This window comes from Anaeromicrobium sediminis, from assembly GCF_002270055.1.
GTDB classification, from domain to species: Bacteria; Bacillota; Clostridia; order Peptostreptococcales; family Thermotaleaceae; genus Anaeromicrobium; species Anaeromicrobium sediminis.
On the sequence record NZ_NIBG01000029.1, the window covers coordinates 25,059 to 51,754 of the forward strand.

27 protein-coding genes are annotated in these 26,696 nt (G+C 30.7%); 6 read left to right on the forward strand and 21 right to left on the reverse strand.

What is annotated here, in order from left to right; genetic code table 11:
• Positions 1-39: 39 nt before the first annotated feature.
• Positions 40-1,071: a dipeptidase gene (locus CCE28_RS19825; protein WP_095135646.1), complete on the reverse strand. Its 1,032-nt coding sequence runs from the start codon at positions 1,069-1,071 to the stop codon at positions 40-42.
• 632 nt (positions 1,072-1,703) lie between these two features.
• On the opposite strand from CCE28_RS19825, the gene CCE28_RS19830 reads away from it, so the two are divergent.
• The gene (locus CCE28_RS19830) at positions 1,704-1,982 is read left to right on the forward strand and encodes a 2Fe-2S iron-sulfur cluster-binding protein (protein ID WP_095135647.1); all 279 of its coding nucleotides are present in this window, start codon (positions 1,704-1,706) and stop codon (positions 1,980-1,982) included.
• Positions 1,983-2,013: 31 nt separating this feature from the next.
• Here the strand turns inward: CCE28_RS19830 and CCE28_RS19835 are convergent, their stop codons facing one another.
• Positions 2,014-3,366 (reverse strand): MATE family efflux transporter, encoded by a 1,353-nt coding sequence (locus tag CCE28_RS19835; RefSeq protein WP_095135648.1) that lies wholly within the window; start codon positions 3,364-3,366, stop codon positions 2,014-2,016.
• Between the two features lie 242 nt (positions 3,367-3,608).
• Here CCE28_RS19835 and CCE28_RS19840 point away from each other — a divergent pair, with 242 nt between their 5' ends.
• Positions 3,609-5,981, forward strand: a complete 2,373-nt coding sequence (locus tag CCE28_RS19840; protein WP_095135649.1) for an ATP-binding protein — start codon at positions 3,609-3,611, stop codon at positions 5,979-5,981.
• Between the two features lie 55 nt (positions 5,982-6,036).
• Here the strand turns inward: CCE28_RS19840 and CCE28_RS19845 are convergent, their stop codons facing one another.
• From CCE28_RS19845 to CCE28_RS19855, 3 genes are all read right to left on the reverse strand, one after another.
• On the reverse strand, positions 6,037-6,657 hold the full coding sequence (locus CCE28_RS19845; protein WP_095135650.1) for a hypothetical protein: 621 nt from the start codon (positions 6,655-6,657) through the stop codon (positions 6,037-6,039).
• A 198-nt stretch (positions 6,658-6,855) separates the two neighbouring features.
• The gene (locus tag CCE28_RS19850) at positions 6,856-7,440 is read right to left on the reverse strand and encodes an N-acetylmuramoyl-L-alanine amidase (RefSeq protein WP_095135651.1); all 585 of its coding nucleotides are present in this window, start codon (positions 7,438-7,440) and stop codon (positions 6,856-6,858) included.
• 344 nt (positions 7,441-7,784) lie between these two features.
• Positions 7,785-8,942, reverse strand: coding sequence for an MFS transporter (locus CCE28_RS19855; protein ID WP_095135652.1), 1,158 nt, complete (start codon positions 8,940-8,942; stop codon positions 7,785-7,787).
• 301 nt (positions 8,943-9,243) lie between these two features.
• Here CCE28_RS19855 and CCE28_RS19860 point away from each other — a divergent pair, with 301 nt between their 5' ends.
• Positions 9,244-9,489 carry a hypothetical protein gene (locus CCE28_RS19860; protein ID WP_095135653.1) on the forward strand — a complete coding sequence of 82 codons (246 nt, stop codon included), beginning with the start codon at positions 9,244-9,246 and terminating at the stop codon, positions 9,487-9,489.
• Between the two features lie 44 nt (positions 9,490-9,533).
• Here the strand turns inward: CCE28_RS19860 and CCE28_RS19865 are convergent, their stop codons facing one another.
• From CCE28_RS19865 to CCE28_RS19940, 16 genes are all read right to left on the reverse strand, one after another.
• Positions 9,534-9,746 (reverse strand): hypothetical protein, encoded by a 213-nt coding sequence (locus CCE28_RS19865; RefSeq protein ID WP_095135654.1) that lies wholly within the window; start codon positions 9,744-9,746, stop codon positions 9,534-9,536.
• Positions 9,747-9,846: 100 nt separating this feature from the next.
• Positions 9,847-11,811, reverse strand: coding sequence for a complex I subunit 5 family protein (locus CCE28_RS19870; protein WP_095135655.1), 1,965 nt, complete (start codon positions 11,809-11,811; stop codon positions 9,847-9,849).
• A gap of 18 nt (positions 11,812-11,829) precedes the next feature.
• Positions 11,830-13,275 (reverse strand): complex I subunit 5 family protein, encoded by a 1,446-nt coding sequence (locus CCE28_RS19875; RefSeq protein WP_095135656.1) that lies wholly within the window; start codon positions 13,273-13,275, stop codon positions 11,830-11,832.
• A 9-nt stretch (positions 13,276-13,284) separates the two neighbouring features.
• Positions 13,285-14,754 carry a complex I subunit 5 family protein gene (locus CCE28_RS19880; RefSeq protein WP_095135657.1) on the reverse strand — a complete coding sequence of 490 codons (1,470 nt, stop codon included), beginning with the start codon at positions 14,752-14,754 and terminating at the stop codon, positions 13,285-13,287.
• Between the two features lie 2 nt (positions 14,755-14,756).
• Positions 14,757-15,110, reverse strand: coding sequence for a sodium:proton antiporter (locus CCE28_RS19885; protein ID WP_095135658.1), 354 nt, complete (start codon positions 15,108-15,110; stop codon positions 14,757-14,759).
• Positions 15,111-15,112: 2 nt separating this feature from the next.
• Complete coding sequence (locus CCE28_RS19890) at positions 15,113-15,526, reverse strand: MnhB domain-containing protein (RefSeq protein WP_095135659.1); 414 nt, start codon at positions 15,524-15,526, stop codon at positions 15,113-15,115.
• Positions 15,519-15,806, reverse strand: a complete 288-nt coding sequence (gene mbhE / locus CCE28_RS19895) for a hydrogen gas-evolving membrane-bound hydrogenase subunit E (RefSeq protein ID WP_095135660.1) — start codon at positions 15,804-15,806, stop codon at positions 15,519-15,521. Before mbhE ends, CCE28_RS19890 begins: the two co-directional genes overlap by 8 nt.
• A complete protein-coding gene (locus CCE28_RS19900; protein WP_095135661.1) occupies positions 15,803-16,042 on the reverse strand; it encodes a Na(+)/H(+) antiporter subunit B in 240 nt (79 codons plus the stop codon). Before CCE28_RS19900 ends, mbhE begins: the two co-directional genes overlap by 4 nt.
• Positions 16,029-16,328: a monovalent cation/H(+) antiporter subunit G gene (mnhG, locus tag CCE28_RS19905; protein WP_095135663.1), complete on the reverse strand. Its 300-nt coding sequence runs from the start codon at positions 16,326-16,328 to the stop codon at positions 16,029-16,031. The genes CCE28_RS19900 and mnhG overlap by 14 nt, the downstream gene beginning before the upstream one ends.
• Positions 16,329-16,334: 6 nt before the next feature.
• Complete coding sequence (locus CCE28_RS19910; protein ID WP_095135665.1) at positions 16,335-16,586, reverse strand: monovalent cation/H+ antiporter complex subunit F; 252 nt, start codon at positions 16,584-16,586, stop codon at positions 16,335-16,337.
• Positions 16,576-17,067 carry a Na+/H+ antiporter subunit E gene (locus CCE28_RS19915; RefSeq protein ID WP_176461939.1) on the reverse strand — a complete coding sequence of 164 codons (492 nt, stop codon included), beginning with the start codon at positions 17,065-17,067 and terminating at the stop codon, positions 16,576-16,578. The genes CCE28_RS19910 and CCE28_RS19915 overlap by 11 nt, the downstream gene beginning before the upstream one ends.
• A 224-nt stretch (positions 17,068-17,291) precedes the next feature.
• The gene (locus CCE28_RS19920) at positions 17,292-19,292 is read right to left on the reverse strand and encodes a sigma-54-dependent Fis family transcriptional regulator (protein WP_095135669.1); all 2,001 of its coding nucleotides are present in this window, start codon (positions 19,290-19,292) and stop codon (positions 17,292-17,294) included.
• Positions 19,293-19,336: 44 nt separating this feature from the next.
• A complete protein-coding gene (locus CCE28_RS19925; protein WP_095135671.1) occupies positions 19,337-20,269 on the reverse strand; it encodes a hypothetical protein in 933 nt (310 codons plus the stop codon).
• Between the two features lie 171 nt (positions 20,270-20,440).
• On the reverse strand, positions 20,441-21,763 hold the full coding sequence (locus CCE28_RS19930; protein WP_095135673.1) for a sodium-dependent transporter: 1,323 nt from the start codon (positions 21,761-21,763) through the stop codon (positions 20,441-20,443).
• Positions 21,764-22,133: 370 nt separating this feature from the next.
• Positions 22,134-22,688, reverse strand: a complete 555-nt coding sequence (locus CCE28_RS19935) for a nitroreductase family protein (protein WP_095135675.1) — start codon at positions 22,686-22,688, stop codon at positions 22,134-22,136.
• Positions 22,689-22,923: 235 nt separating this feature from the next.
• Positions 22,924-23,793, reverse strand: a complete 870-nt coding sequence (locus CCE28_RS19940; RefSeq protein ID WP_095135677.1) for a pyridoxamine kinase — start codon at positions 23,791-23,793, stop codon at positions 22,924-22,926.
• Positions 23,794-24,173: 380 nt separating this feature from the next.
• On the opposite strand from CCE28_RS19940, the gene CCE28_RS19945 reads away from it, so the two are divergent.
• From CCE28_RS19945 to CCE28_RS19955, 3 genes are all read left to right on the forward strand, one after another.
• Entirely contained in the window at positions 24,174-25,193 is a 1,020-nt protein-coding gene (locus CCE28_RS19945) for an alpha-hydroxy-acid oxidizing protein (protein ID WP_095135679.1), read from the forward strand.
• A gap of 770 nt (positions 25,194-25,963) precedes the next feature.
• The gene (locus CCE28_RS19950; protein WP_095135681.1) at positions 25,964-26,350 is read left to right on the forward strand and encodes a hypothetical protein; all 387 of its coding nucleotides are present in this window, start codon (positions 25,964-25,966) and stop codon (positions 26,348-26,350) included.
• A 10-nt stretch (positions 26,351-26,360) separates the two neighbouring features.
• On the forward strand, positions 26,361-26,696 hold a 336-nt coding region (locus CCE28_RS19955; RefSeq protein WP_141228394.1), incomplete at its 3' end, for a Na+/H+ antiporter subunit E.

Sequence of the window (26,696 nt, forward strand, 5' to 3'; positions counted from 1 at the left end):
CCTCCAAATATATTTTAATAATTTGAAATACTCATTCCGTTATTCATCCCTTGCTAATACACTTTCAAAAAATCTCATTAAATTTAAACCCATAATCTTTTTAATGTCTTCTTCTGAGTATTCTCTCTTTAAAAGTTCTTCTATAATTAAAATAATGTCTTCATAACTTTCTAAAGCATCAATTGGTTCTTCTGTTAAAGTTCCATATCTCACTCCTGTTTTACCTAGATCGTTACAAAGGTCAAAGCCAAATCCTATTTGCTCACAGCCAATAAGGCCTTTCATGTGATCAATATGATCACATATCTTTGAAATATAATCCTCTACCTCAGCTCCTACAATAGGTTTTATATTATTAATCCCTATTATTCCTCCAGAAGCTGCAATAGCTTTAATGTGCTCATCTGATAAATTTCTTGTTATATAATTAATAGATCTCGCATTTGAATGAGATGCAATAAAAGGTCTTTTGGAAATAGATATGACATCTTCCACACCAGCATCATTTAGATGAGATACATCTACAAACATATTCAATGACTCCATCTTCTTCACAACATCACAACCAAAGACTGATAACCCACCCTTGGCTAGTTTACCGTCAAATCTAGAACCCTCTCCTACAGCATTCCTTCTAGACCAAACTAAACCAGCCCCTAGAACACCTAGTCGATTAAAGATTTCAAGAAGGTGAATATCGTCCATAATTGGAGCCAACCCTTCTAAAGACAATATGATGCCTATTTTATCAATAGATTGAACTGTCTTTAAGTCATCTAAATCCTTAACAATCATAACAGAATCTGAAACACTTTCCACGTCCTTGTAAATCAAATTAATTTGATCAAGTGCAATTCTTAAAGCTTTTTCACATAAATAATGGCTATCAACAAATATAGCGGCAACAATAAGCTTAACATTAGTTTTCTTATATATTTCCAATAGATGATTTTTAATGATTTCCTTTTCACCTAACTGAGTGCGATTATAAATTACTTCTCCCAAATCATAGTGGGCATCAACGATAAAGTTCTTTTGAAATAATGATTCCGCAACTTTTCGAAATAACATAAATCCTCCTTACAAATTATTTTATAGTCTTTAAAAAACCTACATTACATATCTAACTTTTTTTTAGTTCTCAAAACTTTTTGTCATGTTTTAATCATATAGAATTACCTTTTTTATGTCAAGATATATCTTCACTGTGACTATCTATGTTCAACAGATTTTCTAAATAATTTAAATACCTATTCATATCCAAATCATAATGTATTATTATAGATATACCACTTCCAAACTCAATAAACTCTATCTACTTACAAAGGATCATAACTTAAAAATTTTTAAAAGGTGAAATATCAGAACATCCTATGCTGTAAACATTTTTGAACCTTCTATGGTTATTATAATATTCACACTCTATAGTCCGATAGTGACTTACCTTATAAACGTTTTTATTTATATGACCGAAGTGAGTTCACATACATTTAGATTGGACATGGCTAATCTATAAAATCCTTTTTTAAATTTAAATATATAATTTTATATGTTGGTATATACTATTAATAGTCTTTCTATACTCTACATTTTTATAAGGTTAGGAGATTAGAGTTAAGTATTTGGGATCCATTTTTTTAAACTAACAACCATGATTTTAATTTAACAAATCTACATTTATTTAGGGCAAGGGTGTGTATAGTATGTATATAAAAATCACTTTTTCTAAATCTAATAAAACTATAGAAACAATCCCTGGAAGTACATTACTCCAAATGGCAAGGGATAATAATATTTTCATTCCTTCACCTTGTGGGGGTAATGCCATTTGTGGAGGATGTAGAGTTAGAGTAACAAAAGGAAATGATCTAATGGATGTTAGCGCAGAAGAATACAACAAATTATCTGATGAACAAATAGAAGATAATTGGAGATTAGCTTGTAGTTATATTCCCAGGGAAGATATAGTAGTTGAAGCTTAAAAAAGCTAATACAAATTGTATTAGCTTTTTCTTAATGTTCTACTACTGTTAAATTTCTTATCCACTTCCCAGATTTATATCTCATAAACGATACTATACATTTCACCACTTCTTCTAGGGCTACTAACATGTATACTTCATATATTTTTAGTTTAAACAACATAGCTCCTATTAGACAAAGGGGAACTCCTAAAAACCACATGGTAATGAATTCTACCCTTAAAACATACTTGGTGTCTCCTCCACCTCTTAGGATTCCAATAATTAGTATTCCTCCTATAAAACGTGCTGGAAGAACTATGGATGTTATTATAATCATGTAATAGGCGTTCATATAAACTTCATTAGATACATTGTAAATTCTTAATACATATTTAGATGATATTACTAAAACTATTCCTATCACTACAGATAATACTAATGTAGTTTGGAGTAATTTTTTAGAATAATATCTACTTTTATCATAATCCCCTCTACCCACTTCAGTTCCTACAATGGCACAGGCTCCATTGGCAATGGCAAAGAGTACAATTAAGAACATATTTTGTATAGATGTGCATATTTGAACTGCTGCCATGGATCTTGTTCCCATATTTCCATATATGATAGCATATATAACTATACCTAACCCCCAACAAATTTCATTTATTATAACAGGAATAGTAACGTCCATAACTCTTTTGAAAAACTTTCTATCAAAATCTATTAAACTCTTAAAGGAAGCCTTAAGTACGTGATTTTTTCCGTATATTAAAATTATAATTAAAATCATTTCCACAACCCTAGCTATTAAAGTAGCTACAGCTGCTCCCTTTATACCTAAGGCAGGCATTCCTAAATTACCAAATATAAGACCATAATTAAATACTACATTTAATAAAAAGGCAACACTACTACATACCATAGGTAAAACTGTTTGTTGCACTCCCCTGCTTCCAATTCCATAGGATAAGGATATTGCCGTGAATACATAACTTATACTCACTATAGTTAAATAATCTTTACCTAAAGATATAACTTCATTACTCTTATTAAATACATGTATTATATTTTCACTAAAGAAAGTTCCCCCTATTAAAAATATAACACTAGTACTTATACCTAATGCCAAAGATACTCCTAATACCTTCCTTATACTTTTAGTATCTTCCTTCCCCCAAAACTGGGCTATTAAAACATTACATCCAGAACAGATACCCATTATGAGTAAATTAAACATAAAAAAGTATTGGTTTGAAATACCCAACGCGGCTACTGCTTCCTCTCCTAATTTCCCTATCATAAAGCTATCCATCATGTTTACAGAGGAAGTTATAAAATACTGAATCATAATGGGAAAGGCCACCTTCACCAACAGCTTATAAAAGGATTTTGAATCACTCATATTATCACCTACTTCAAAATTTTTCCAAAACAAAAAAGCACTATAAAACTCGAAAGTTTTATAGTGCTTATCAATCACCCTTAGTGGATATTTTTTTACATATTACCATAAATTCTAATTGTACTCAACCACTATTTTTCCATTACAATATTTTTAATATAAACTTTTTTCATAATTTACTAATAATTTACATGGTACTTTACTTTTTATTAGGGTATATATTAATTAAAGGGGGAATTCTTATGAATAATAAGTATAAAATATCTATAGAAAATCTAAAAAACACATGTAATTTAGACTCTATTAAATTTACTACCACAAAAGACTTAATTCCCTTAGGCCATGAAATTATAGGTCAAAAGAGAGCTTCTGAAGCTATACAGTTTGGCCTTTCAGTAAAAAATAAAGGTTACAATATTTTTGTGGCCGGCGAAAGTGGTACTGGTCGAAATAGTTACGTGAAACATATTGCAAATGAATTTTCAAAGAAACTTCCTACCCCTGATGATTGGATTTATGTATATAACTTTAAAAATCCATACACTCCAATTAGCATTAATTTGAAAGCTGGTTTAGGAAAAGATTTTTCAAAGGATATGGAAAATACCATAACATTACTAAAAAGAGATATAAAAAAGGTATTTCATTCTAAAGAATATCAAAGAGCAAAAAATAGCATATCTAAAGAATATGAAGACTATGTAAACAAACTAATAGAAGAATTAAATACTATAGGAAAAGAATATGAATTTGCCTTTATTAATTCAGATCGAGGCATACTAAGTTTACCTCTGAAAGATAATGAACCTATGAATGAAGAAGACATAAATAAACTCTCCGATGAAGAAATTGAAGATATAAAAATAAAATCTGATAAACTAGCCATAGAAACTACGGATATATTCAATGATTTAAAAAATAAGGATGCCTATATAAAATTAAAATTCAAGCAATTAGATAAGGATACAGTAAGTAATTTAATTGATTTTTACCTAACTCCTTTAAAAGAAAAATATTCCTTTTCTCAAAAGACTATAGAGTATTTTAATATGTTATCTGAAGATATATTAAAAAACATATCAATGTTTAAAACAGATAAACAACCAGAAGGATTCGAAGATTTTTTCCTTAGATATAAAGTAAACTTATTTATTGATAATTCTTGTTTAAATAAGGCACCTGTAGTATTTGAATCAAATTCCACTTATCATAACTTATTAGGAAGTATTGAATATAAAAATGAAATGGGAATTATGAGAACAGACTTTACTCAAATAAAACCAGGGACCATACATGAGGCTAATGGAGGATATTTAGTTCTTCAAGCTAAAGATATATTATCTAATTCCATAACTTGGACTAGCCTTAAAAGAATGTTAATTAATAATGAATCTATCATAGGTGATTTAAACAAACAATTAAATTATATTGTTGCAGGAACTTTAAAACCTGAGCCGATTCCTTTAAATTTAAAAGTTATCATAATTGGAAGTCACTATGCTTATAACACTTTATACTCCTATGATGAAGACTTTAGAAAATTATTTAAAATAATGGCAGACTACGATACTCAAATGATACGAAATAAAGATAATTCAATTAAAATGGCCCGTTTCATAGGTGCCCATTGCGAAGAAAAGAACTTACGTCATTTTACTAAAAAGGCTGTAGAAAAGGTTATTGAACACTGTTCTCGCCTTGCAGATCATAAACAAAAATTAAGTGCTAAATTTAATTCAATAGCTGAAATCATATATGAAGCAAATACTTGGGCTGAATTTGATAGTAGTCCTATAGTTGAAAAATCCCATGTTAAAAAGGCCATTGAACAAAAAATGTACAGAAATGGAATTTATGAAGAGAAGATATTTGAAATGTTTGAAGCAGAAGACATTTTATTAAACGTAGATGGCAGACGAGTAGGAGAGATAAATGGATTAGCAGTTATAGGAGTAGGTGAATATTCCTTTGGTAAACCTAGCAAAATTACCGTATCCACCTATCGTGGCCGTGCTGGAATCATTAATATCGAAAGGGAAGTAAAGTCTAGTGGTAGTATTCATGATAAGGGTGTCATGATAATAAGTGGATACCTTGGACATAAATATGCACAAGATAAACCTTTAGCCATATCTGCCAGTATAGTATTTGAGCAATTATACTCTGGAGTAGATGGAGATAGTGCATCCTCTACAGAATTATATGCCATACTATCCAGCATATCAGGAATACCTATTAAACAATCTATAGCCGTAACAGGCTCCGTAAATCAAAGGGGAGAAATCCAACCTATTGGTGGAGTTAATGAAAAAATTGAAGGTTTCTATAAGATATGTAAATTAAAAGGCTTAACAGGAGAACAGGGAGTTATGATTCCCCATCAAAATGTTAAAAATCTAATGCTTTCCGATGAAGTAGTTGAAGCTGTAGAAAACGGAATGTTCCACATTTATTCAGTTAGAACTATCAATGAAGGTATTGAAATACTAACAGATGTGGAAGCTGGAACACTAAATAATTTTGATGAATACCCTGAAGGTTCTATTCATTATTTAGTTAATGAAAAGCTATCAGAATTGGCAGAGGCAGAAACATGCAAAACAACAGAGGCCTAAACTTTAAAAAACCATGATAAATTTATCATGGTTTTTGTTTTGTACATGTTATTTATTATCTATTTTTAGTTTTAGTACCTCTGTTTAAAAATTCATCTGCTTGTTCCCTAGTAATAGCTCCCTCTGCTACTAATTCCTCTAATCTAGCCTGCCTTTCTTCTGGAGTTAAGTTTTTAACTTCCTGTAATGCTTCACTAGCCTTTATCTTAACTAATATTGCATTGGCTCTTTCTCTAGTGATCTTTCCCTCAGCCACTAATTGGTCTAATCTAGCTTCTCTCTGTTCTGGGGTTAAACTTTTAACTTCATTTAATATTTCACCATCTATAATCTTTGCTATCATTTGATCTGCTTTTTCTCTAGTGATCTTTCCTTCTGCCACTAACTGATCTATTTTAACAGTTCTTTCTTCTGGAGTAAGATTTTTTATTTCTTCATAGTAAGATACTTCATTTACTCTACTTAAAATCTCATCAGCTTCCTCTCTAGTAATTCTGCCTTCCGCCACTAAAGATTCTATTCTTTCTTTAATTGAATCCACATTAAATTCCTTTTGTCCCGCTGGTGCTACCTTAGTTACAGGTCTTCTCTGTTGCATTTGAGTACTATCCGCAAATACAGCTACCCCTGATAATAATGTTGCTCCTATCAATAATGTACTGATTAATTTTTTCATGTTTACACAGCTCCTTTTTCCTTCTCCTATTTTTCCATTTTGCCAATCTATGTTATTAATTATAGAATTTAATTGTGATGTTTTTATGTGGTTTCTTTGAAAGTTTGTGGAATTATTTCCATATAAATATTATAGTTTCTAAAAATAGAAAAAACAGAGAGTTAAACCTCTGCTTCATCTAATATGTCACCTTCTTTTTTATATAATTTTTAATATTTGATTAGGGTAAATCAAGCTATCCTTTAGTCCGTTAAGCTCCATGAGTCTTAGAACTGTTAAATTATAATGTCTTGCTATAGACCACAGAGTATCTCCAGCCTTAACTATATAGTTATCAAACATTCTTAATACCCTCTGCCTTACTTTCATTAAAGGAAAGTTTAGTCCAGGACAGCTTGTGCTTTTCAATTCTCCATGGCCTTTTATAGTACTTATACTGTATTTGTCACATAAGCACTGGCATAATCCTATAAGAGCATCTAATTGAATCTTATTTACTTCTTCTAATTGAAAGTTTCCTTGTAAGCATATTCCTAAAGAAACCTTGTTGTAATCTTTGCAATGTGCTCCTATACTATTTTCAGGTCTACCTTTGTGAATTTGTCCATCTTTTCCTATGTAAAAGTGATAGCCAATTCCACTCCATCCATTTTGTTTATGCCATCTATGTACATCCAATACATTAGCACTTGCATGTGCTGCATGATGTATCACTATCATAGAAGGTTTATTTAACTTTTTAAGCTTATTTTTAAAATTTAAATCATGTTCTATAAAGTTCATTTTGCTCACATCCTTTAAATTTATATGATGAGAAATTCTTTAACCAGTTAATCACTTGTTACTATATACAAACAAAATTTTGTTCATGAAAAACGTCTTTAATAAATAGGTAGATAAAAACAGGTAGATTTGACAAAAAATTTTGAAAAATCATTTTATATCTGTTTTTCTCTATGATTTCCATTATGCCTATACCCTTAACTATATTGAGAAGTTATAATCGATTATTTTATTCTCACTATATAAAGAGACATTCTATTCTAAAAAGTAAACCTACCATAAAAAATAGAGGTATTAGTATGTAAATAAAATACTAACACCTCTATTTATGTATATCTTTTCAATTAAATTTTATCTTCCTTTACAACATTATCTCTTGGATAAAACATCATCAACAGTATCATCACTACTACTAAGAATATTCCATTCCCTAAAAATACATTTCTCACTCCAAATGCATCTGATAAATATCCTCCTAATTGATTACCTATTATGCCAGATATTCCGGCTGCACTACTTAGAGATACTAGAGATTGCCCAGAAGCTCTCAGTTCTTTAGGCACATTGTTGTAAATATAATTTATCATTACGTAAGTAAATACTATAAATCCCCAACCATGAAGACCTTGAAGTAATATGGCTATATAAGGGTTAAAGTTAAAACTCATAATTATCCATCTAGCACTAGTAATCACTAGACCACTCATCATAAGTTTGTAAGGTCCCATCTTTTTTAATATATATTTAGACTTTAACAGAAAAGGAATTTCCATAAAAGCCGCCATAAAAAACGCTAATCCCATTAATAAACTATCTTGAGTAAGTTCATTAAAATAAATAGAGAAAAAGGAATTATAAAAAGCTATAGTTATAAAAATCATAGCATTAAAACATAATACTATTCTAATGTTTTTATTTTTTAGCAATAAAGCTATATTACCTTTATTCTTTTTAGTTCCATGCCCTTCTACCTTTGGCAAACTACTTAAAACGCATATGGACAATATAATCATTATTACATAAGCTACAAATACATAATCTAATTTTATAGATGCAATTTTTCCTGCAACAATAGCAAAAACACTAAAACCTAGAGTTCCTCCTAGTCTTATCTTTCCATAATCTAAATTGTTCTTATCTGCTACTTCTAACGTTATGGTATCTCCTAAAAATATTAGTGCACAATTAAAAAAGGCAAATAATCCATAAAGAATATATAAAGAATACTCATTGTCCATTTTACTAAATGTAAACATGGCAATGGCAGAACAAATTAAAATCAATCTAAGTATATTATTTTTACTTTTGCTTTTATCTGTTATGTTAGCCCAAAAAGGCATAGCACCTATTCCTATTATTTGAGCCAATGATAAAAGTATCCCTATCTTTGTTTGAGTGAATCCCTTATTTTTTAAAAATATAGGAATAAACAAATTAAACATAGGAAGACTTCCAAAATACACGAAATAATAAGCGAAAAATCTAACTGCAAGTTTATTCATGAATCGTCCTCCATTTTTTGTTAAAAATCACATTCAGATAATTATAACATATATATACTACCTTAGAACTTTATTTATTAAACAGCTATTTTGAAAATTTTTAGTCTTGCATTAATAAGGTTAAGAGATTAGATTTAAGAGTTAAGAGTTTTAATTATTAAACGCCAAATTCTTAACCCTAAACTCTTAACCATTAAAATTTACGGTATAAATTAAATTCAAAAATGGTTTATATATATCTCTCTACATTCAAGTAACAACTTGTCCTACTTTTCATATTATAAAGTGGAGGTGAACTACTATGACTTCTAAGCTAGCCATACTAGCAGCCATCATCTACGCAATCGTAGAAGCTCTTGAAAAATTCGGATTAAGTCGTAAGTATGCTCATCTATTGGCTATTCCACTAGGAATAGTTGGTGGATTCATATTTTTACGTTACAGTTCAGCAATAGACAATATAATTTATGGCATATTTGCTGGTATTACTGCTGTTGGAACTTGTGATACCCTCTGTAACGTATGTAAAAAAGAAAAAGAAAAATAATTTCAAATGATAAAAGCCCCCTTTAACCTAAAGGGGGCAATTTTTTAGTGAATTCCTCCAACTGGAGTATCATCTGATAATTGATTAGTTATACCTTCCATGGAATTTGTCATATTATTTACTTTTCTTAGTACCTTTTTCATTTTCTTTTTGGCATTAGGATTTTCAACCATTTCAACCGCATTAGTTAAATCACTTTCAACTTGGTTTAATTTATTTAAAGAATCTTCTACATTTTGTCTAGCATTCTTTTCCATAAATATTAATCCTCCTAATTTTTAATTGTTGAAGTATTTTCATTGCCCCAACATTAATTAGTATGGACTTTTTTTCAATTTAAATTCTTCAAAGCTTAGTTTAATTAATCATCATAACTAATATGGTTGCAAAAACTACTGCAAATATTAAAATTGCATACATTAAACTATTTACTCTAAGGTTTATTTTTGCTATTACCTCAGAAACACTATATTTATAATCTTCCATTTCTTCCATAACCTTTTGAGGATTTATTATATTTTTAATTCTTATATTCCTCTCTTTACTTATATCTATATCTATTTCACTTATGGCCTTCATCGTATCTGCCACTAAATGAACACTGCTAACAACCATCTTATCTATAATATGGAATACAAAAGAACTTGCCCTAAAGGCAGTAAATAGTACAGGCTTATATATATCTTCTTCTAAGTTTATCCATCCTAAAGTAGGATTTACATATAATTTATCCTTCAATAAGACCCTATTAATATATGCAAAATATATTGTCAATCCTAATCCTATAGAAATTAGAGAACCCTTTATATTGCCCCAAGTATATATATGAAGATGTATACTTTCTTCCACACCAAAAGCACTTAAAGATCTCTTTAATAGAGGTTCTAATATATGTGGATTAAACCCGATGTATACAATAGTACCTCCTAATATGACCATAGGAACTAAAGATCTTTTCTTAATGTGTTCCTTATACTGGCCATAAAATTCTGGATTTTCCTCCATAAATACAAAGCCAAATATCTTTAATAGATATGCCACAGTAAAAGCACTACTCAAGTAAAAAACTACTTCCAAAATCATAAAGTAGCCATTGTGATAAAGATGAGCACCTTCCGCTAAAGCCTCATGAAGTAAGATCTTACTTATAAAACCATTAAACCCTGGAGTTCCCGTTATGGCTAATAACCCTATCAAAAACATTCCCTTTACTATATTTTTATTTCTACCAAATCCACGTATCTTATTTATACTAAGTTCGTGTAATACCATATATATGATTCCAGCTCCCATAAATAACAACACTTTAAATATGGCATGGTTAAATATATGATATAAAGTCGCATATATAGCCAATCCCTTTTCTTCCAGTATTCCTATAAGACCCATACCTAATATGATATATCCTGCCTGACTCATACTACTATAAGCTAAAATCCTCTTTATATTCCTTTGGAATAGGGCCATAAATCCTCCAAAGAACATGTTTATAGCTCCAAAACCTAACATTATCATAGACAAGATCATATCTGATTCCATAAGCATATTTACAGTTATGATCATACCAAATATACCTGTTTTAATTAAAATACCAGACAATATGGCACTAGCAGGTGTAGGTGCTGCTGGGTGGGCCTTTGGAAGCCAGATGTGCAGTGGATATACACTGGCCTTAGCTCCAAATCCTATTAGTATCAAAGCACTTATTACATATTTTAAATTACCTAACATTTGTAACTTGTGAGGTATTTCCTCTATATTTAAAGTTTCAGCGTAGTCAAATAATAAATATATTCCCATTAATAATACCAATCCTGCTCCTATGGCCATACTAATATAGGATTTTCCTGCATCTAATGAATATTTATCCTGGTCATGGATTATTAGAGCATAAGATGTGAATGACATTATTTCAAAGAAGGTGAATAAATTCACTATATTATTAGATAAAAACATGCCTATAGTACTGCTTAATGTGAGCATAAAAAATGCATAGTATCTATTTCTATTTTTATACTTAATAAGGTATCCCGTTGAATAAAGGGTACATAAAAACCAAACGAAGCTAGTAACCCATACAAATATATACCTAAATGAATCTAACTTTAATTCCAGTCCCGTTCCCATTATATCTGGAATAAATACCTTTATATCAGATGACAATACCTGCCTGTACATGGAGCTTATTATAAGGAGAGTCAAAGCAGTTATTATTACATTGAACAAATCTCTATATTTTTCACTTTTCATACCGATTAAAAAACCTACTCCTGCTCCTATGGCCGGTAGTACTATAAGGCTTAAAATCATTATATTTGTCATAAATCTGCTTTCTCCTTTCTATAATACTTCTGCAACTATACTTTTAACAAAATTTAAAACCACATTAGGAAATAACCCTAAAAATACAATTATTCCAGTCAAAGTTATAATAGGAATTAACATTTTTCTAGATGGATCTAAATTTCTTTCATCCTTATTCTCTTCTATATGGAAGAAGGCTGTAATAACTATAGGTAATATATACATGGCCGTTAAGAATGCACTTAACAATATGATTATAGGAAATATTATCTTATCATCAAGTCCTCCTAAAGCCAAGTACCATTTACTTACAAAAGCATTAGTAGGTGGTATACCTATTAGAGATATGGCTGCTATGGAAAAACACCACATGGTTATGGGCATATTTTTTCCTATGGCCTCAATGTCACCTATATTCTTTTTATGAGTTTTGTAATATATGGCTCCCACACAGAAAAATAGTGTTATTTTTATTACTGCATGGTTTATAAGGTGCATTATAGCCCCCGTTAAAGCCTCTTTATTCAGAAGAACAATACCTAATACCATATATCCAAGTTGACTTATGGTAGAGTAAGCAAGCCTCTTCTTTAAGTTATCCTGATGAAGGGCTAAAAAAGACCCCATTAAAATAGTTAAAACTACTAAAACACTTATATACTTATTTCCATTTATTTCTGCTATAACTTGAGCTCCTACTAGAAAGTAACTTACTCTTATTAAAGCAAATACTCCAGATTTTACAACTGCCACAGCATGAAGTAATGAACTTACTGGGGTTGGAGCAACCATGGCTGCTGGTAGCCAGGAGTGTAGGGGAACCATAGCAGCCTTTACTCCAAATCCTATGAACATGCTCATATATGCTATTAACATTAAAGTCTTATCATAACTTATCCCCATTACCACACCCTTTGGTATAAAGTCTAGATTATTAGTGATACTATAAAGAATCATCATCCCAAGTAGGGCCAATGTGGCTCCTCCAAAGGAATATATAAGATACTTTTTACCACTATATAGGGCATCCTTACTTTCCGCATGAATAACCAGTGGAAAGGTTGATAGGGTCAATAATTCATAAAATATATACATGGTGAATAAATTTCCCGATAGAGCTATACCTACTGTTATTCCCAGAGTAGCTAAAAAGAAAATGAAAAATCTTTTTTCATCCCTTTCATGCTTCATATACTCTATAGAATAACTAGTAGTAAATATCCAAAGGGTAGAAGCTAATATGGAAAACAATATTCCCAGTTTATCAATCTTAAAATATACATCTAAAAAGGAACTCACCTTTACTAAATGAATAGTAAAGGCTTCTCCCTGTATGAATAATTCTATTAATACTGCCAGATTCAATATTACTGTAGTATATAGAAATACATTTCTTTCTTTTTCACTTTTAAACTTCACCTTAGTACCTATGATGGCCATAATCATAGGAAAAACTATGGGAATTAATACAAAATACTTCATATAATCCTCCTAAAAACCTTGACCTATAAAGTCTATTATTTGAATAGAAAAGACTCCAGTTAATATTACGCATATAACCAAGATTCCTATTGGTATTATTTTAGGTTTTCTAAGCTCTTTACTCATGTATGTCTTTCCTTCTAGGTTTTCATGGCCGAAAAATCCATTTATAACTATAGGGAAGTAATAAGCAACATTTAACAAACTACTAAGTAGTATTACACCCATTAAATATATTTTTCCTGACTCTATAGTAGCTATGGCTAATTTCCACTTACTAATAAATCCTGGTAATATGGGTATCCCCACCATGGATAAAGCACATAGAGTAAATAATCCCAGTGTAATAGGCATCTCTCTTCCAATTCCCTTTAAATCCTTCACATACTTAGAACCAGTCTTTTTTATCATGGAACCACCTATTAAAAATAAAGCTGATTTAGTTAAACTATGACCAATCATATGGAATATAGCCATAATAACTCCAAGCTTACTGCCAAGACCAATTCCATAGAATACATATCCCATTTGAGCCACACTAGAGTAGGCTATTACTCTCTTTACTTCCTTTTGGTTTATGGCAAATATGGAACCTGCAATCATTCCTATACTTCCTAAGACCAATAATATGTTTAGTATTCCCATTTCTCTTAAAACCTCAATCTTATATACCTTATATAAAATTTTTATTAAAAATAGTACTGGTGGCTTCAAGACTAAAGCCGATAGAATTGCACTTGAAGGTGATGGAGCTGATGAATGAGCATCTGGTAACCATACATGAAGTGGGAACATGGCACTTTTTACTCCTAAACCTATAGTAAACAAGGAAGCACTTATTACTATTAAGTTTCTATTTGCTCCTTCTAGAGATTGGATGGATTTACCTATAAAATCCATATCAAGATATCCAGATACAGGATAGATAAAGGCAATTCCCATTAATACTAATCCTGAACCTAAACTACTTAAAACTAAATATTTCAAAGTGGCCTTTATATTTTCTTTCTCATCTTTAATTACTATAATCCCACAACCTGCTAAAGTACTTACTTCTAGAAATACAAATCCATTAAATAAATCATTAGTAAATACTATACCAAGGAGTGACCCTACTAGAAGATTCACTAGAGTATAATATAAGTTTACTCTCTTTTTTCCTATTTCCTTTTCAATGGTCATATAGCTATATACCATGACCAAAAGGGCTACTAATGTAAACACTACACACATAATAGCTTCCACATTACCTATATAAAATGAAATTCCCCAAGGAGAATCATAGTGACCTATTCTATATGAAAATCCACCATTATTTAATACATTTATAAAGTTTATAATAGAAAGTATAAAACTTAAACCTAAACTTGTACCTGATAGAACTTTCACTCTCTTATTGTTTTTTATAATGGGCATACAAAATGCTGTAATAAAAAGCAATAATATAATAACAAGGGGGCTACTCCTTATAACATTCATTATTAATCACCTCTCATTTTCATAATCTCATCTAATTCAACTGTTCCATAGGCTTTATATAGCCTTACCGTCAATGCTAATAAAAATGCCGTCACACTTACTGCCACTACGATTCCTGTAAGCATAAGTGCACTTGGTACTGGGTCTATATACCCTGCAGCTGTGCCTCTTATTATGGGGGCATCCTTTCCGTGTACATATCCCTTAGCTATAAAAAACAGAAAAATGGCCGTATCCATTATATTCATTCCTATTATTTTTTTTATTATGTTGTTATGAAGTAACAACATGGTAAATCCTATTCCAAATAATATTATTGAACCCGTTTCATAATAATTTGTAGTTAAACTCTTCATGTTCATATTTCTCCTTCATTAAAAAGTGAAAATAAAAAATATACTGTTATAGCCACTATAATTCCAACTGCTATATTAAGGGGCAATATGGCTCCTGCACTGAGTATATTACCTACTTTACCTAAAGGAATTACAGGTAGATGAAAAGAATCTCCTATAAAATAGTATCCCTTTAATAACCCATAAAAAACTAAGGATAAACACATGGACTTCATAAGCTTTTCATAGGGTAGTTTAGAATTAACTTCTTTTTTATCATTTACTAATCTATAAAGTATAAAACTAGCTCCGATTATAGTCCCTCCTGAAAATCCCCCTCCAGGAGATAGGTGACCAAACAATATTACATAAATTCCAAAGACTTGTATTAAGGGAATTAGAAACCTTAGAATCTCTCTTAAAATAATACTATCCATCTAACTCTTCATCTCCCTTTTTTAAAAGTAACATTACACATATAATTCCTGTGAAAAGTACTGTAGCTTCTGCAAAGGTGTCAAAGGCCCTATAATCTAATATAATACCCGTTACTATGTTAGTTGAACCTGTATCCTTTAATCCGTCCTTTATATATTTGTTTGCTAAAGGCCTGTCTTTTAAAATATTTTCATCACCAAACTGAGGCAAACTAGTTATTCCTATAAGCAATACACCTATTATTGTAAGGGTACAGATTATGGCTATGATTTTTCTCATTTTTTAACACCCCTTATCTGTTTTAGGGTAATTACGAATAGTAAAGTAGTTATCCCTGCGCCTACAGCAGCTTCTGTTATGGCTAAATCTGGCGCATTGAGTTGTTGCCACAGTATGGCCATTACTAATGAATAAACCATAAAAACAATGACTGTTGATAGTAAATTTTTTATAACAGATGCGGATATGGCCGATACGATTAAAAATATCATCATAATAATACTAAATGTCTTCATGATTATTTACTTCCCCACTTTTCATACTAGCCTTTCCTATTAAATGGGTTGCCGTAGGATTTGTCACCCAAATAAATACTATTACTAGCAAAATTTTTAAAGATACAAAACTTATACCACTATATATAACTAGTGCTAACAAACATAGTACAGCCCCTAATGTATCACATTTGGCAGCACTATGTATTCTCGTTTGTAGATCTGGAAACCTTAGTATCCCAATAGTTCCTACGGAAAAGAAAAATAATCCTCCCAATAGAAACAATGTTATAAAAACCATCTTCATGATTTTCTACCTCCAATCTCCCGCAATGACAGTAGTAGCTACAAAGCTTATCAATGCATAAACTAATACCACATCTATAAAATAAGTTTCACGCAATACGAAAGATATTATAGATATTAAAACTATAGTTTTAGTTCCTATTACGTTTATTACTACTAATCTATCTAATTTAGTAGGACCTATAAAGGCTCTTATCATGCATATCATAATAGTTATACTAAGGACTATTATAGATACAATAAAAATACTATTTGTCATAATCAATCTCCTCAATCTTTAATAGTATTTGTTCAAACTTAGAATCTTTTAAACCAAGACTATCCTCTTCTCTCAAACAATGTACTGTCAGTATATTGCCTTCTAAGTCCATAGTTAAAGTTCCAGGAGTTAACGTTATGGAATTTGCTAAAATACTTTGATAAATTTTAGACATTAATTTTGTTTCATACTTTACTATTTTAGGGCATATATTCATCTTTGGACTAAGAACTATTTTAGCTACCTGAATATTCGCTATGACTATTTCCTTAAGTAAAACTGCTCCATATAGAATAAAATATAGGATTTTTTTCACTGTTAATGTTTTTGGTTTATCTATAGTTTCCTTTTCCTTTTTATTGAAAATACTTATGGACAAACTAACAATCAGTCCTATAATTAAAACCTCCATGTTAAATTTTTCAGCAAGTATAATAAAAAATAAAATAAAAACTATAATGGGTTTTATAAAATTATTCATTTTTCCTCCCAAATCAATTCTTTTATTTACATACATACTATATGCAATAATCGAGCCAACACTTAGATATTTTTTTAACATCGCTTTCTATGATAGCGTTTTCAATATAAATATGTTTTTTAAAATAACAAAACAGAATGTTTCACAACACCCTGTTTCACTCATTTGTATCATTTTGACACACTGCCGCTTGTATACACCTGTTTCATTTTGGTACATGTGTATCATTTTAACACACTTTTAATTGAATACTTATCCATTTTCCTGTATAAAGTACTTCTTCCTATGCCTAGTATCTTAGCCGCTAGAGCTAAATTATTTTTTGTCATTTTTACAGTCTTAATTATGGCCATTTTTTCTACATCCTCAAGGGAATATAATTTTTCATCCATTTCTATGTCTGGTAACAGGGCCTTCTCTAATATATGATTAGGCAAATTTTTTTTTGTTATATATTCCCCATCTGGTATCATATTTATTACTAATTGAATAATATTTTGCAATTCACGTACATTTCCTGGCCAAGAGTAATTTTTCAAACCCTTATAAAAGCTTTTATCTATTCCCTTAATAGTTTTGTTCATATTCTTTGTGAACTTATTTATAAAGTAATGGGCAAAAATACTTACATCTTCTTTTCTTTCCCTAAGGGCAGGAATAGATACGGGCATTACATTTAACCTATAGAACAAATCTTCTCTAAAGTTACCCCTTTCAACTTCCTTTTCTAGATTCTTATGAGTTGCTGCTATAACTCTAACATCTATAGGAATTACTTCATGGCCTCCAATCCTAACTATCTGTTTAGTTTCTAACACTCTAAGTAAACTCACCTGGGCATCTAGGGGCATATCTCCTATCTCATCTAAAAATATAGTTCCTCCATCTGCAAGCTCAAATTTACCATGGTGTCCTCCTCTTCTAGCTCCAGTAAAGGCTCCTTCCACATATCCAAAGAGTTCACTAGCAACTAAATCTCTAGGTATAGCACCACAATTTAATACTACAAAGGGTTTGCCATTTCTTGCTCCTCCATTATGTATGGCCTGAGCAAACATCTCTTTTCCTACTCCACTTTCACCTAACAATAGGGTTGTTGTATTTGTAGTAGCTGCCATAGAAGCTATCTTTTTAGCACTTTGGATATTCATGCTTTCACCTAATATATCATCAAAGGTAAATCTAGCTTGAGCCCCTACTATTTTATTAACTAATTTATGTACTATTTTTTCCTGTTTAAAAGTTATCACTACACCTTCTAGTTCATTTGAAGCCAAAACTTTTATAGGGGTTAAGTCTACTATACAAGGATCTGCCCTCCCCTTTTCTGTTTTAAAATAAATTTCTTCTTCTTCCATTTTTTTACCACTACTCATAAATTCTTTTACTCTTTTGTAATCCTTTTTATATAATATGCTTTTAATATTTTTCCCAATAATATTTTCTTCCTTCAGCTTTAAAAATCTTCTTGCAAATAAATTTATATCCATAACAATGCCTTCATTGTCTGTACATATAAGACCTTCTGATATGGATTCCATAATAGCATGAAAATGTTTATTAGCTAAGTCTAATTGTTTATTACTTTTTTCTAACTTCAATTCATTTTCAATAGCTTCAGAAGCTGCTATTAACATACCTAAAGTATGAGGATGTACTTCACTACTAGCCCCTGTTATGCTTAATACTCCCATTAAATTGTTATCTTCATCCCTTATGGGACAAGCAGATGAAGTCCAATTATGATATATTTTACAATAATGTTCTTCTCCCACAACTTGTATAGGTTCTCCTATAATAAGGGCTAATCCAATAGCATTAGTTCCTATACTTTCCTCTTTCACATTACAACCTTTATACAGGTTCAATTCTCCATATTTTTCAACTAGGCTACTGTCTCCTAAAAAATCTAGTACATATCCGTCCTTATCTGTAAGTCTTATTATAAGGTTAGAACTTCCCACAATCTTATTCAAACTATCCATAAAGGGTTTTGCCCTTTTTGTAAGATTAGTACAACGTTGATACCTTTGATGAAGTTCTTTATTAGTAAGACTTATCTTTATTTTATCTACAAAAGGGTCTATTCCATAGTTTTTACTTCTAATCCATGAATTATATATTCTTTTTCTAACAGAGCCCTTTTTCACATATCCCTTTTCCATAAATTCAGTCCAAGGGCCCTTAAAACTTTTATTTGTGGATACGAGCATTTCCTTGTCCAATCAGAACACCTCCCACTATTTACCTAAAGAAAATGGTCAGCAATTTACTGACCATTTTTCACTTCTTCATCTAATACGGACATGGCATTTTTGTATAGTCCTTCTCTAGACTTTTCAATATCTTCATTTATTATCCTATTACTTTTGTTTAAAATATTCACATATTGGCCTAACATGTCTCCTATACTTGTATCCTGGTATTTTGTAGCTATTTTTTCATAACTATTATATGGATCCTCTAGTATAATAGACTGGTCGTTATCTATACGTGTATTCTCAAGCCCCCATATATATACTTGCAGATAAGCTAAGTATAGGCTTGTACATTGCTTTTTAAGTAGAGAGTTTGGATATTTCTCTAAATAAGTTTCAGTTTGAACTAATCTTTCTCCTAATTCATCCCAACTTATATTTAAAGCCGAATCTTTACTCATAACTTTCGCCGATTCTCTTCCCATTAATTTTAAATAGTCTTTTATTTCATCAGAAACATAAGGACCATATTTTTTTAAATAGTCATAGTCCACAACAGGATAATAACTGCCCTCAAATCTAACTAACTTATATCTACCATTAACTATTTCTCTCAAAAGTCCCCTAATCCTTCTATTAGATATATGATGAATTTCACTTTCATGAAATTCATTTGGAAAAATATTTTCTAAAGTTTCCTGAGTTTTATCTTTAAATAATTTTTCCATATATACGTCTCCATAATGGGACAGATAGTTAAACAAGTCTATCATTACTTCATCTGCATTTTCTTCCGATAAATAATCCATATTATCATCAATAAATAAGATTATTTCTTCAGGTTTACTTTCCTTCTCAATAAGATGATTATATTGAGCCATTATTTTATCTGATTCCATATTTACTACTTCTACCACTGCACTTTCTTCCATTGACGTTTCCGTACTTGAACACCCTGTAAAAATCATAACTGTAGCTAAAATAGGCACAATAACTTTTTTCATCCTTCACGCTCCCCACACTATTATATATTATAAGTATATCAAACATGTATGCATTTACAAACACAGTATCTTGAACTAGTTTTTGTAATAAATTACATTTATATCCATATGATCGTGCAATAAAAAAGGGATGATTAATAATTAATTATTAATCATCCCTTATACTAAAGTCTAACCTATTCCCCCATATAAAATACCCAATACTAATACTGCTGTTGCAGTAAATACAAATATATATTTAGCTAATATTTCCCAACCTTTTACCATCTTTATCTTAGCGCCCATATTAACTTCATTTCTAGCTCTATCTATTCCATAAATCCAGAAAAATGCTATGGCTCCTAAAAGGGCACTGAATGGTAATAAATATATGGTAACCACATCGGCAAACTTACCAAACCACTCCATGTTCGTACTTAAAAGTCCAGCAGCAATACTTCCTATGAATGCTGTTAACATTGCACTACTTGTCCTTTTAATTCCGAATTTATCCATGAAGGCTTCCACAGCAACTTCCATGAGCACTATTTCTGTGGATATGGCTGCAAATACCAGACATAGGAAAAATAGTATTCCAAATACATATCCTCCACCCATCATATTAAATACCCTTGGCATAGTTATAAACAATAATTGGGGTCCTGCTCCTGGGTCCAAATCAAAGGCAAATGCTGCAGGTATTATGATAAATGCTGCCATTAGAGCTGCCAATGTATCAAATAGAGCCGTACTAAATGCTGATGAAGGTATGTCCATGTCCTTTGGTAGATAACTTCCTAATACAACCATTCCTGCTCCTCCTAATGAAACAGTAAAAAAGGCTTGTCCTAATGCCATTACCCAAGTATCTATTCTTAAGAGATAAGACCAATCGGGTAATAATAAATATTTAACACCTTCCATAGACCCCTTTAATAATAAAGTATTTATCATAAGCATAATAAAAATGCCAAATAGAGCAGGCATTATTACTTTATTTACTTTTTCAATTCCACTCTTTACTCCTAAAGTAACTATGCATAATGTTATAAGTATAGCACCTATAGTCCAACCTACACTTTCCGTATGACCTGCAAAATTTTCAAAGGCTGTATTTATGTCCATAGTCGGGAACTCGTTTTTAAGCGCAAACACAAAAAATCTCAATACCCATCCTACAACTACGGAGTAGAATATAAATACACCCGTTTGAGCTACTACAGGTATGGTTCCTATTAATGTTCCTCCAGAAAGTTTTTTTTCTTTAAATACTTTCTCAAAGGCTCCTATGGCCCCCCTTTGTTGAGATCTTCCAAAGGCAAACTCCCCCATAAGGCCTGTAGTTCCTAGTACAAATACAAATAATAGGTATGGTATTAAAAATGCTGCTCCTCCAAATTGCCCCAATCTCCAGGGGAACATCCATATGTTTCCTAGTCCGATGGCAGATCCTATACAAGCTAATACAAATCCTAATTTTGAACTCCAAGTTTCTCTAGAATTATTTTGCTCCATATTATCACCGCCTTAAAAATAATAAAACCCTCCTAGATGGTGGACTTATATTATTAAGAAATTTTAACAGCAATATAGAAATGGTTGTTAAATAACCATTCCAATAAAAAGCTATACCTTAATAATATAAGCCCTCCGTAGGAGGGCATAGTAATGTTCTAATAAATTTAATTACTATAATTTTGTCCTACTATTCTGCCATCTTACTTTTAAAAAACAATTTAATCTACCATACTATCTTAAAATAATATACTACCTTATTCAGTATAAGTTAAGATGAGCAGAGTTGTCAAACTACACTTTAAAAAACTTAGTTGTTTTCTATTATAGCTATACTAAAAGAAAAAAACAGGTCCCTTTGGACCTGATTTTAATGAAGTTTATTTTTATCAAATTTGTTTTCCCATTTATTTATAAATACATGCTCAGAAATTTCAGTCTTACTATCTTGTTTTTCATGTTCATTTACTTCTCCTATAGGAGTCACTCCTATAACCTTATATTCATTAGGTATATTTAAAATACTTTTTACTTTTGTCTCATCAATTGCACCTATCCAACAAGTACCATACCCCTCATTAGTAGCTGCCAAAATAAGATGTTCCATGGCAATTGCTCCATCTACTAAATAGTATTCTTTATCTCCAATTCTTCCAGAAACATTTGGATTTCCCACTACAACTGCCATCATAGGAGCTTCTTCCAAAGCATTTCCTGCATTATCCCCATCATTCATGACAGCCTTAGCTAATTTCTCTTTTTCTAATTTTTCATTTACTAAAATAATTTTGTAAGAACTTTGATTTTTCCAAGAAGGAGACTTCATGGTAGCTTCCATTATCCTTCCCATCTTCTTTTCACATATGGGCGTATCTTTAAAACTTTTCTCACTACTTCTTTTATTTATTACGTCATAAAAATTCAATTAAATCACACTCCTTACAAATTATTATGTTCATTTTTCTTTGTTAAATGTAAGGATTTTTTTAATTTTTTACTTTATGAAAAATTAGAATACCCCTCAAACTACGTATAAGTAAAAAACGAGGGGGTGTGGGGGAAGAATTCCCCTGCCTCTTTAAAGGAGGGTGCTCAGCAACTTTAGTTGCGTCGAAGGGAACCATAGGGTTCCATAGCGAAGCATACGAAGTATGCCTATTTTATTCTAATAATTCATAACTACTCATAAGTATAGGCATTTTTAAATTTTCTAAAACTAATTCCAGTAAAACACCTTCCCTTTCCTTATAATCAAAACCATAACTAGCCTTAATACAAGAACTTATAAACTGTACTCCACGGTCTAAAGCCATTGGTAAACTGTCTCCTTGTAACAAACTTCCTATAACTACACTAGTAAAAGAATCTCCAGTTCCAGGGTAATGGGCCGGTATGTATTCACAACTTACTTTCCAAAATCTATTAAATTTTTTATCATAGGCAACTACGCTAGTCCTTTTATCTTTATCTGGAACACTAGTTATTATGACTATGTTAGGACCCATCTGAGCCAATCTCACAAGATACTCCTTTATATTTTTAGCATCAGGTTCTCTCCCTGCCTCTTCTCCAAGTAGATACATTACCTCCGTAAAATTAGGAGTTATTATATCTGCTTTTTTTATTAGCATTCTCATATTAGTTACCATTTCATCATCCATAGTATCATATAGTTCCCCATTATCGCCCATAACAGGATCTACCACTACTAGATTGTCTTCTCTTTTAAACGTATCTATACATTTAGATACTATATGTACTTGTTTAGGAGATCCTAAAAAGCCACTATATATACAATCAAAATTTATCCCCAATTCTTTCCAATGTTCTATAGTAGGTTCCATAGTATCTGTTAAATCTATAAAATTATATCCTTCAAATCCTCCCGTATGGGTAGATAAAACAGCCGTAGGCAATGCACAGACTTGCACTTTCATAGTAGATAGTATGGGTACTATAACAGATAAGGATGCTCTTCCAAATCCTGATAAATCATGTATTGCCGCTACTCTTTTTACTAAATGCTTCATATTTTTCCCCCTCTTTTTAGGAATTATCCTATAAACGCTTATTTACAATTCTATTATAAACTATTTTAAACTTATATATAGATTTATCACATATAAACTTGATTTATACAAAATGTTTTTTTGTTAACCTAAGACTTTATTATATTTGGTTTAGGGATTAGAGTTAAGGGTTAAGAGTTTAAAAACAAACAAAAACCCTAAACCATAAACTCTAAACTTTATGAAAACTTTAGTATGTTATTCCGTAAAATTAAATGTATAAATCAAGCTTTGAGTTGACAAATCTATATAGATTTTTAACAATAATTTTTCCAGACTTTTCAAATGACCAATTCAATCTTATAATAATTATTAGGATAACAACTTAAGGAGGTATTTAAATGAATTTTCCTGATGTATTAAGGGATGGACGATTAAACTTAAGGGGCAGCTGTAGTGTCTGTAGAGTATGTGATGGTACTGTTTGCAGTGGTGAAGTACCTGGAATGGGAGGAAAGGGTACTGGCAGTTCCTTTAAGGCTAACGTATTATCTCTGAATAAATATAAAGTAAACATGAGGACTATCCATGATGTTAAAGATCCAGATACATCTATACACTTATTTGGAAAAACATTAGATATTCCCGTATTTGCTGCCCCTGTTTCAGGAACAACTTTAAACATGGGAGGTAAATTCACTGAGGAAGAGTATATATCATGGGTTATAAAAGGTTGTTTAGATGGTGGTATATATCCTATGGTAGGTGACACGGCTGTAGATTCATTCTTAATTAAAAACCTAGAAGCTTTAAAGAAATTTGACGGACAAGGAATCGCCATAATAAAGCCATGGGAAAATAAAAATGTCATAGAAAAAATTAGAAAAGCAGAAAAGGCAGGTGCCTTTGCAGTAGGTATGGATATTGATGCCTGTGGTCTAATAACATTAGCTCTACATGGAAAACCTGTAATGCCAAAAACAGTAGAAGAAATAAAAGAAATCGTAGATAGTACTAATTTGCCTTTCATATTAAAGGGAATTATGACTGTAGACGAAGCAAAACTCGCTGTAGAAACAGGAGCAGATGCAATAGTAGTATCTAACCATGGAGGAAGGGTTCTAGATCATACTCCTGGTGTGGCAGATGTTCTTCCTGCCATAGCAAAGGCTGTAAAGGGAAAAATAACAATCCTTGCTGATGGGGGAATTAGAAATGGAATTGATGTAATTAAAATGATTGCCCTAGGTGCCGATGCCGTATTAATTGGTAGACCTTTTGTTATGACTTCCTTCGGGGGACAAGATGAAGGTGTAAAAATCTATTTAGATAGATTAAAATCAGATATTAAATCAGCTATGGTTCTTACTGGATGTAAATCTATTGAGGATATTGACGATAGAGTATTGTATAAGGGTTAAAACTATAATAGTAAATAAACATGTATTTCTAATATAGGGCTACAGAAAAATAGTCTAGTAGCCCTTCTTAGATACAATTATTTTTAGTTGAAAATATAAAATAATAATAGTTAAAGTTTAATGTTGGCAAGATCAAATGTAGCAAATAGTACAGCAAAAAATTCAATAATTCTTTTATTTTATGTAAATATATATTGTAATTTACATTTTTTTTCAATATAATATTTTATAACAATCAAGTTACATACTATCCTCTTTTGAAAATTTCATTAACTCCATATTTATTTTTCTCTCAGTTCTAAATACATAATCATTCCATATAATTAAATACATATATAATTTCATTTTTTAACACTTCATAACATTTCAATTCAAAATACCATCTTAAAATTTCAATCTAATTCTTATCTTGTGACAAAATAACTTCTCCACCATTTTTATAACAATCTATAATTCATATTTTACTATTAAGTAAATGTATTTTTAGAATACAAAATTAAATGACTATGTAAAAAGCATAAAGATATTGAGCCAAGATTAGATATACTCTCAAAAACTAACTAATAGGTTGTTTTTATTTTCTTAACAGTAAATAGAAAATGAACCTCACTAAACTCATACAAAATTTATCAAAATAATGTAATTTGATTGTAGTGAAAAGAGATTCATAACCTTAGCTGTAAACAAATATATTTTGTGTTAAATGTTCATACCTATTTCAAAATGCTCCAAGCTTTTACCTATATAATATTGCTAAAAGGAGTGGTTCAATGAATAAGGAAAAACAAAAAGTTAATGGGATTATTAATGAGATAATAAACTTTTTACTTGAACATAATGCTACAGAGATACGAATAGAACTTTCTGAGACTGGCAATTATATAAACATTCAAATTGACAGTAATTTATTTATAAAAGATGAAAAAATTATAAAGGACTTAAAGAATAAGCTTAATGTAGATAGACTTCAAGAAATAGAAGAATATTATTGGGAGTTAATAGGTTATAAACATAATCCTAATAATTTATATCTAGTAGGTATGATGATAGATAAGTTTCATATTGATTACAAACCTTTTATAGGACTTAAAATTATTTTATATAGGGCAAAGGAAACAAATAAACCAAATGAGAAAGATAAAGGTGAAATGAGATAAGGAGGATCATATGAAAAAAATGAAACAGAATTTCAAGTTATTTTTAATACAATTCTTGTTTTGGATGTTCCTTACCCTAGATTTTACCCCCCTAAACTTTATTATAGGAATAGTGTTCTCCTCCATTGTCACTAAGGCATCATATGGAGTATTATATGATAACAATGGCTATAAATTTGATTTTCCAAGAATATCAACTTTCATTAACTATATTTTAAAATTAATAGTTGAGATTTATAAATCTTCATTTAGTTATATTTTAAGGATCATTAAGAAGGATTGTGAACCAATTATTGTAGAAGTTGACTTAGAGGTTAAAGATCCGCTTATTATAACAATTATTTCA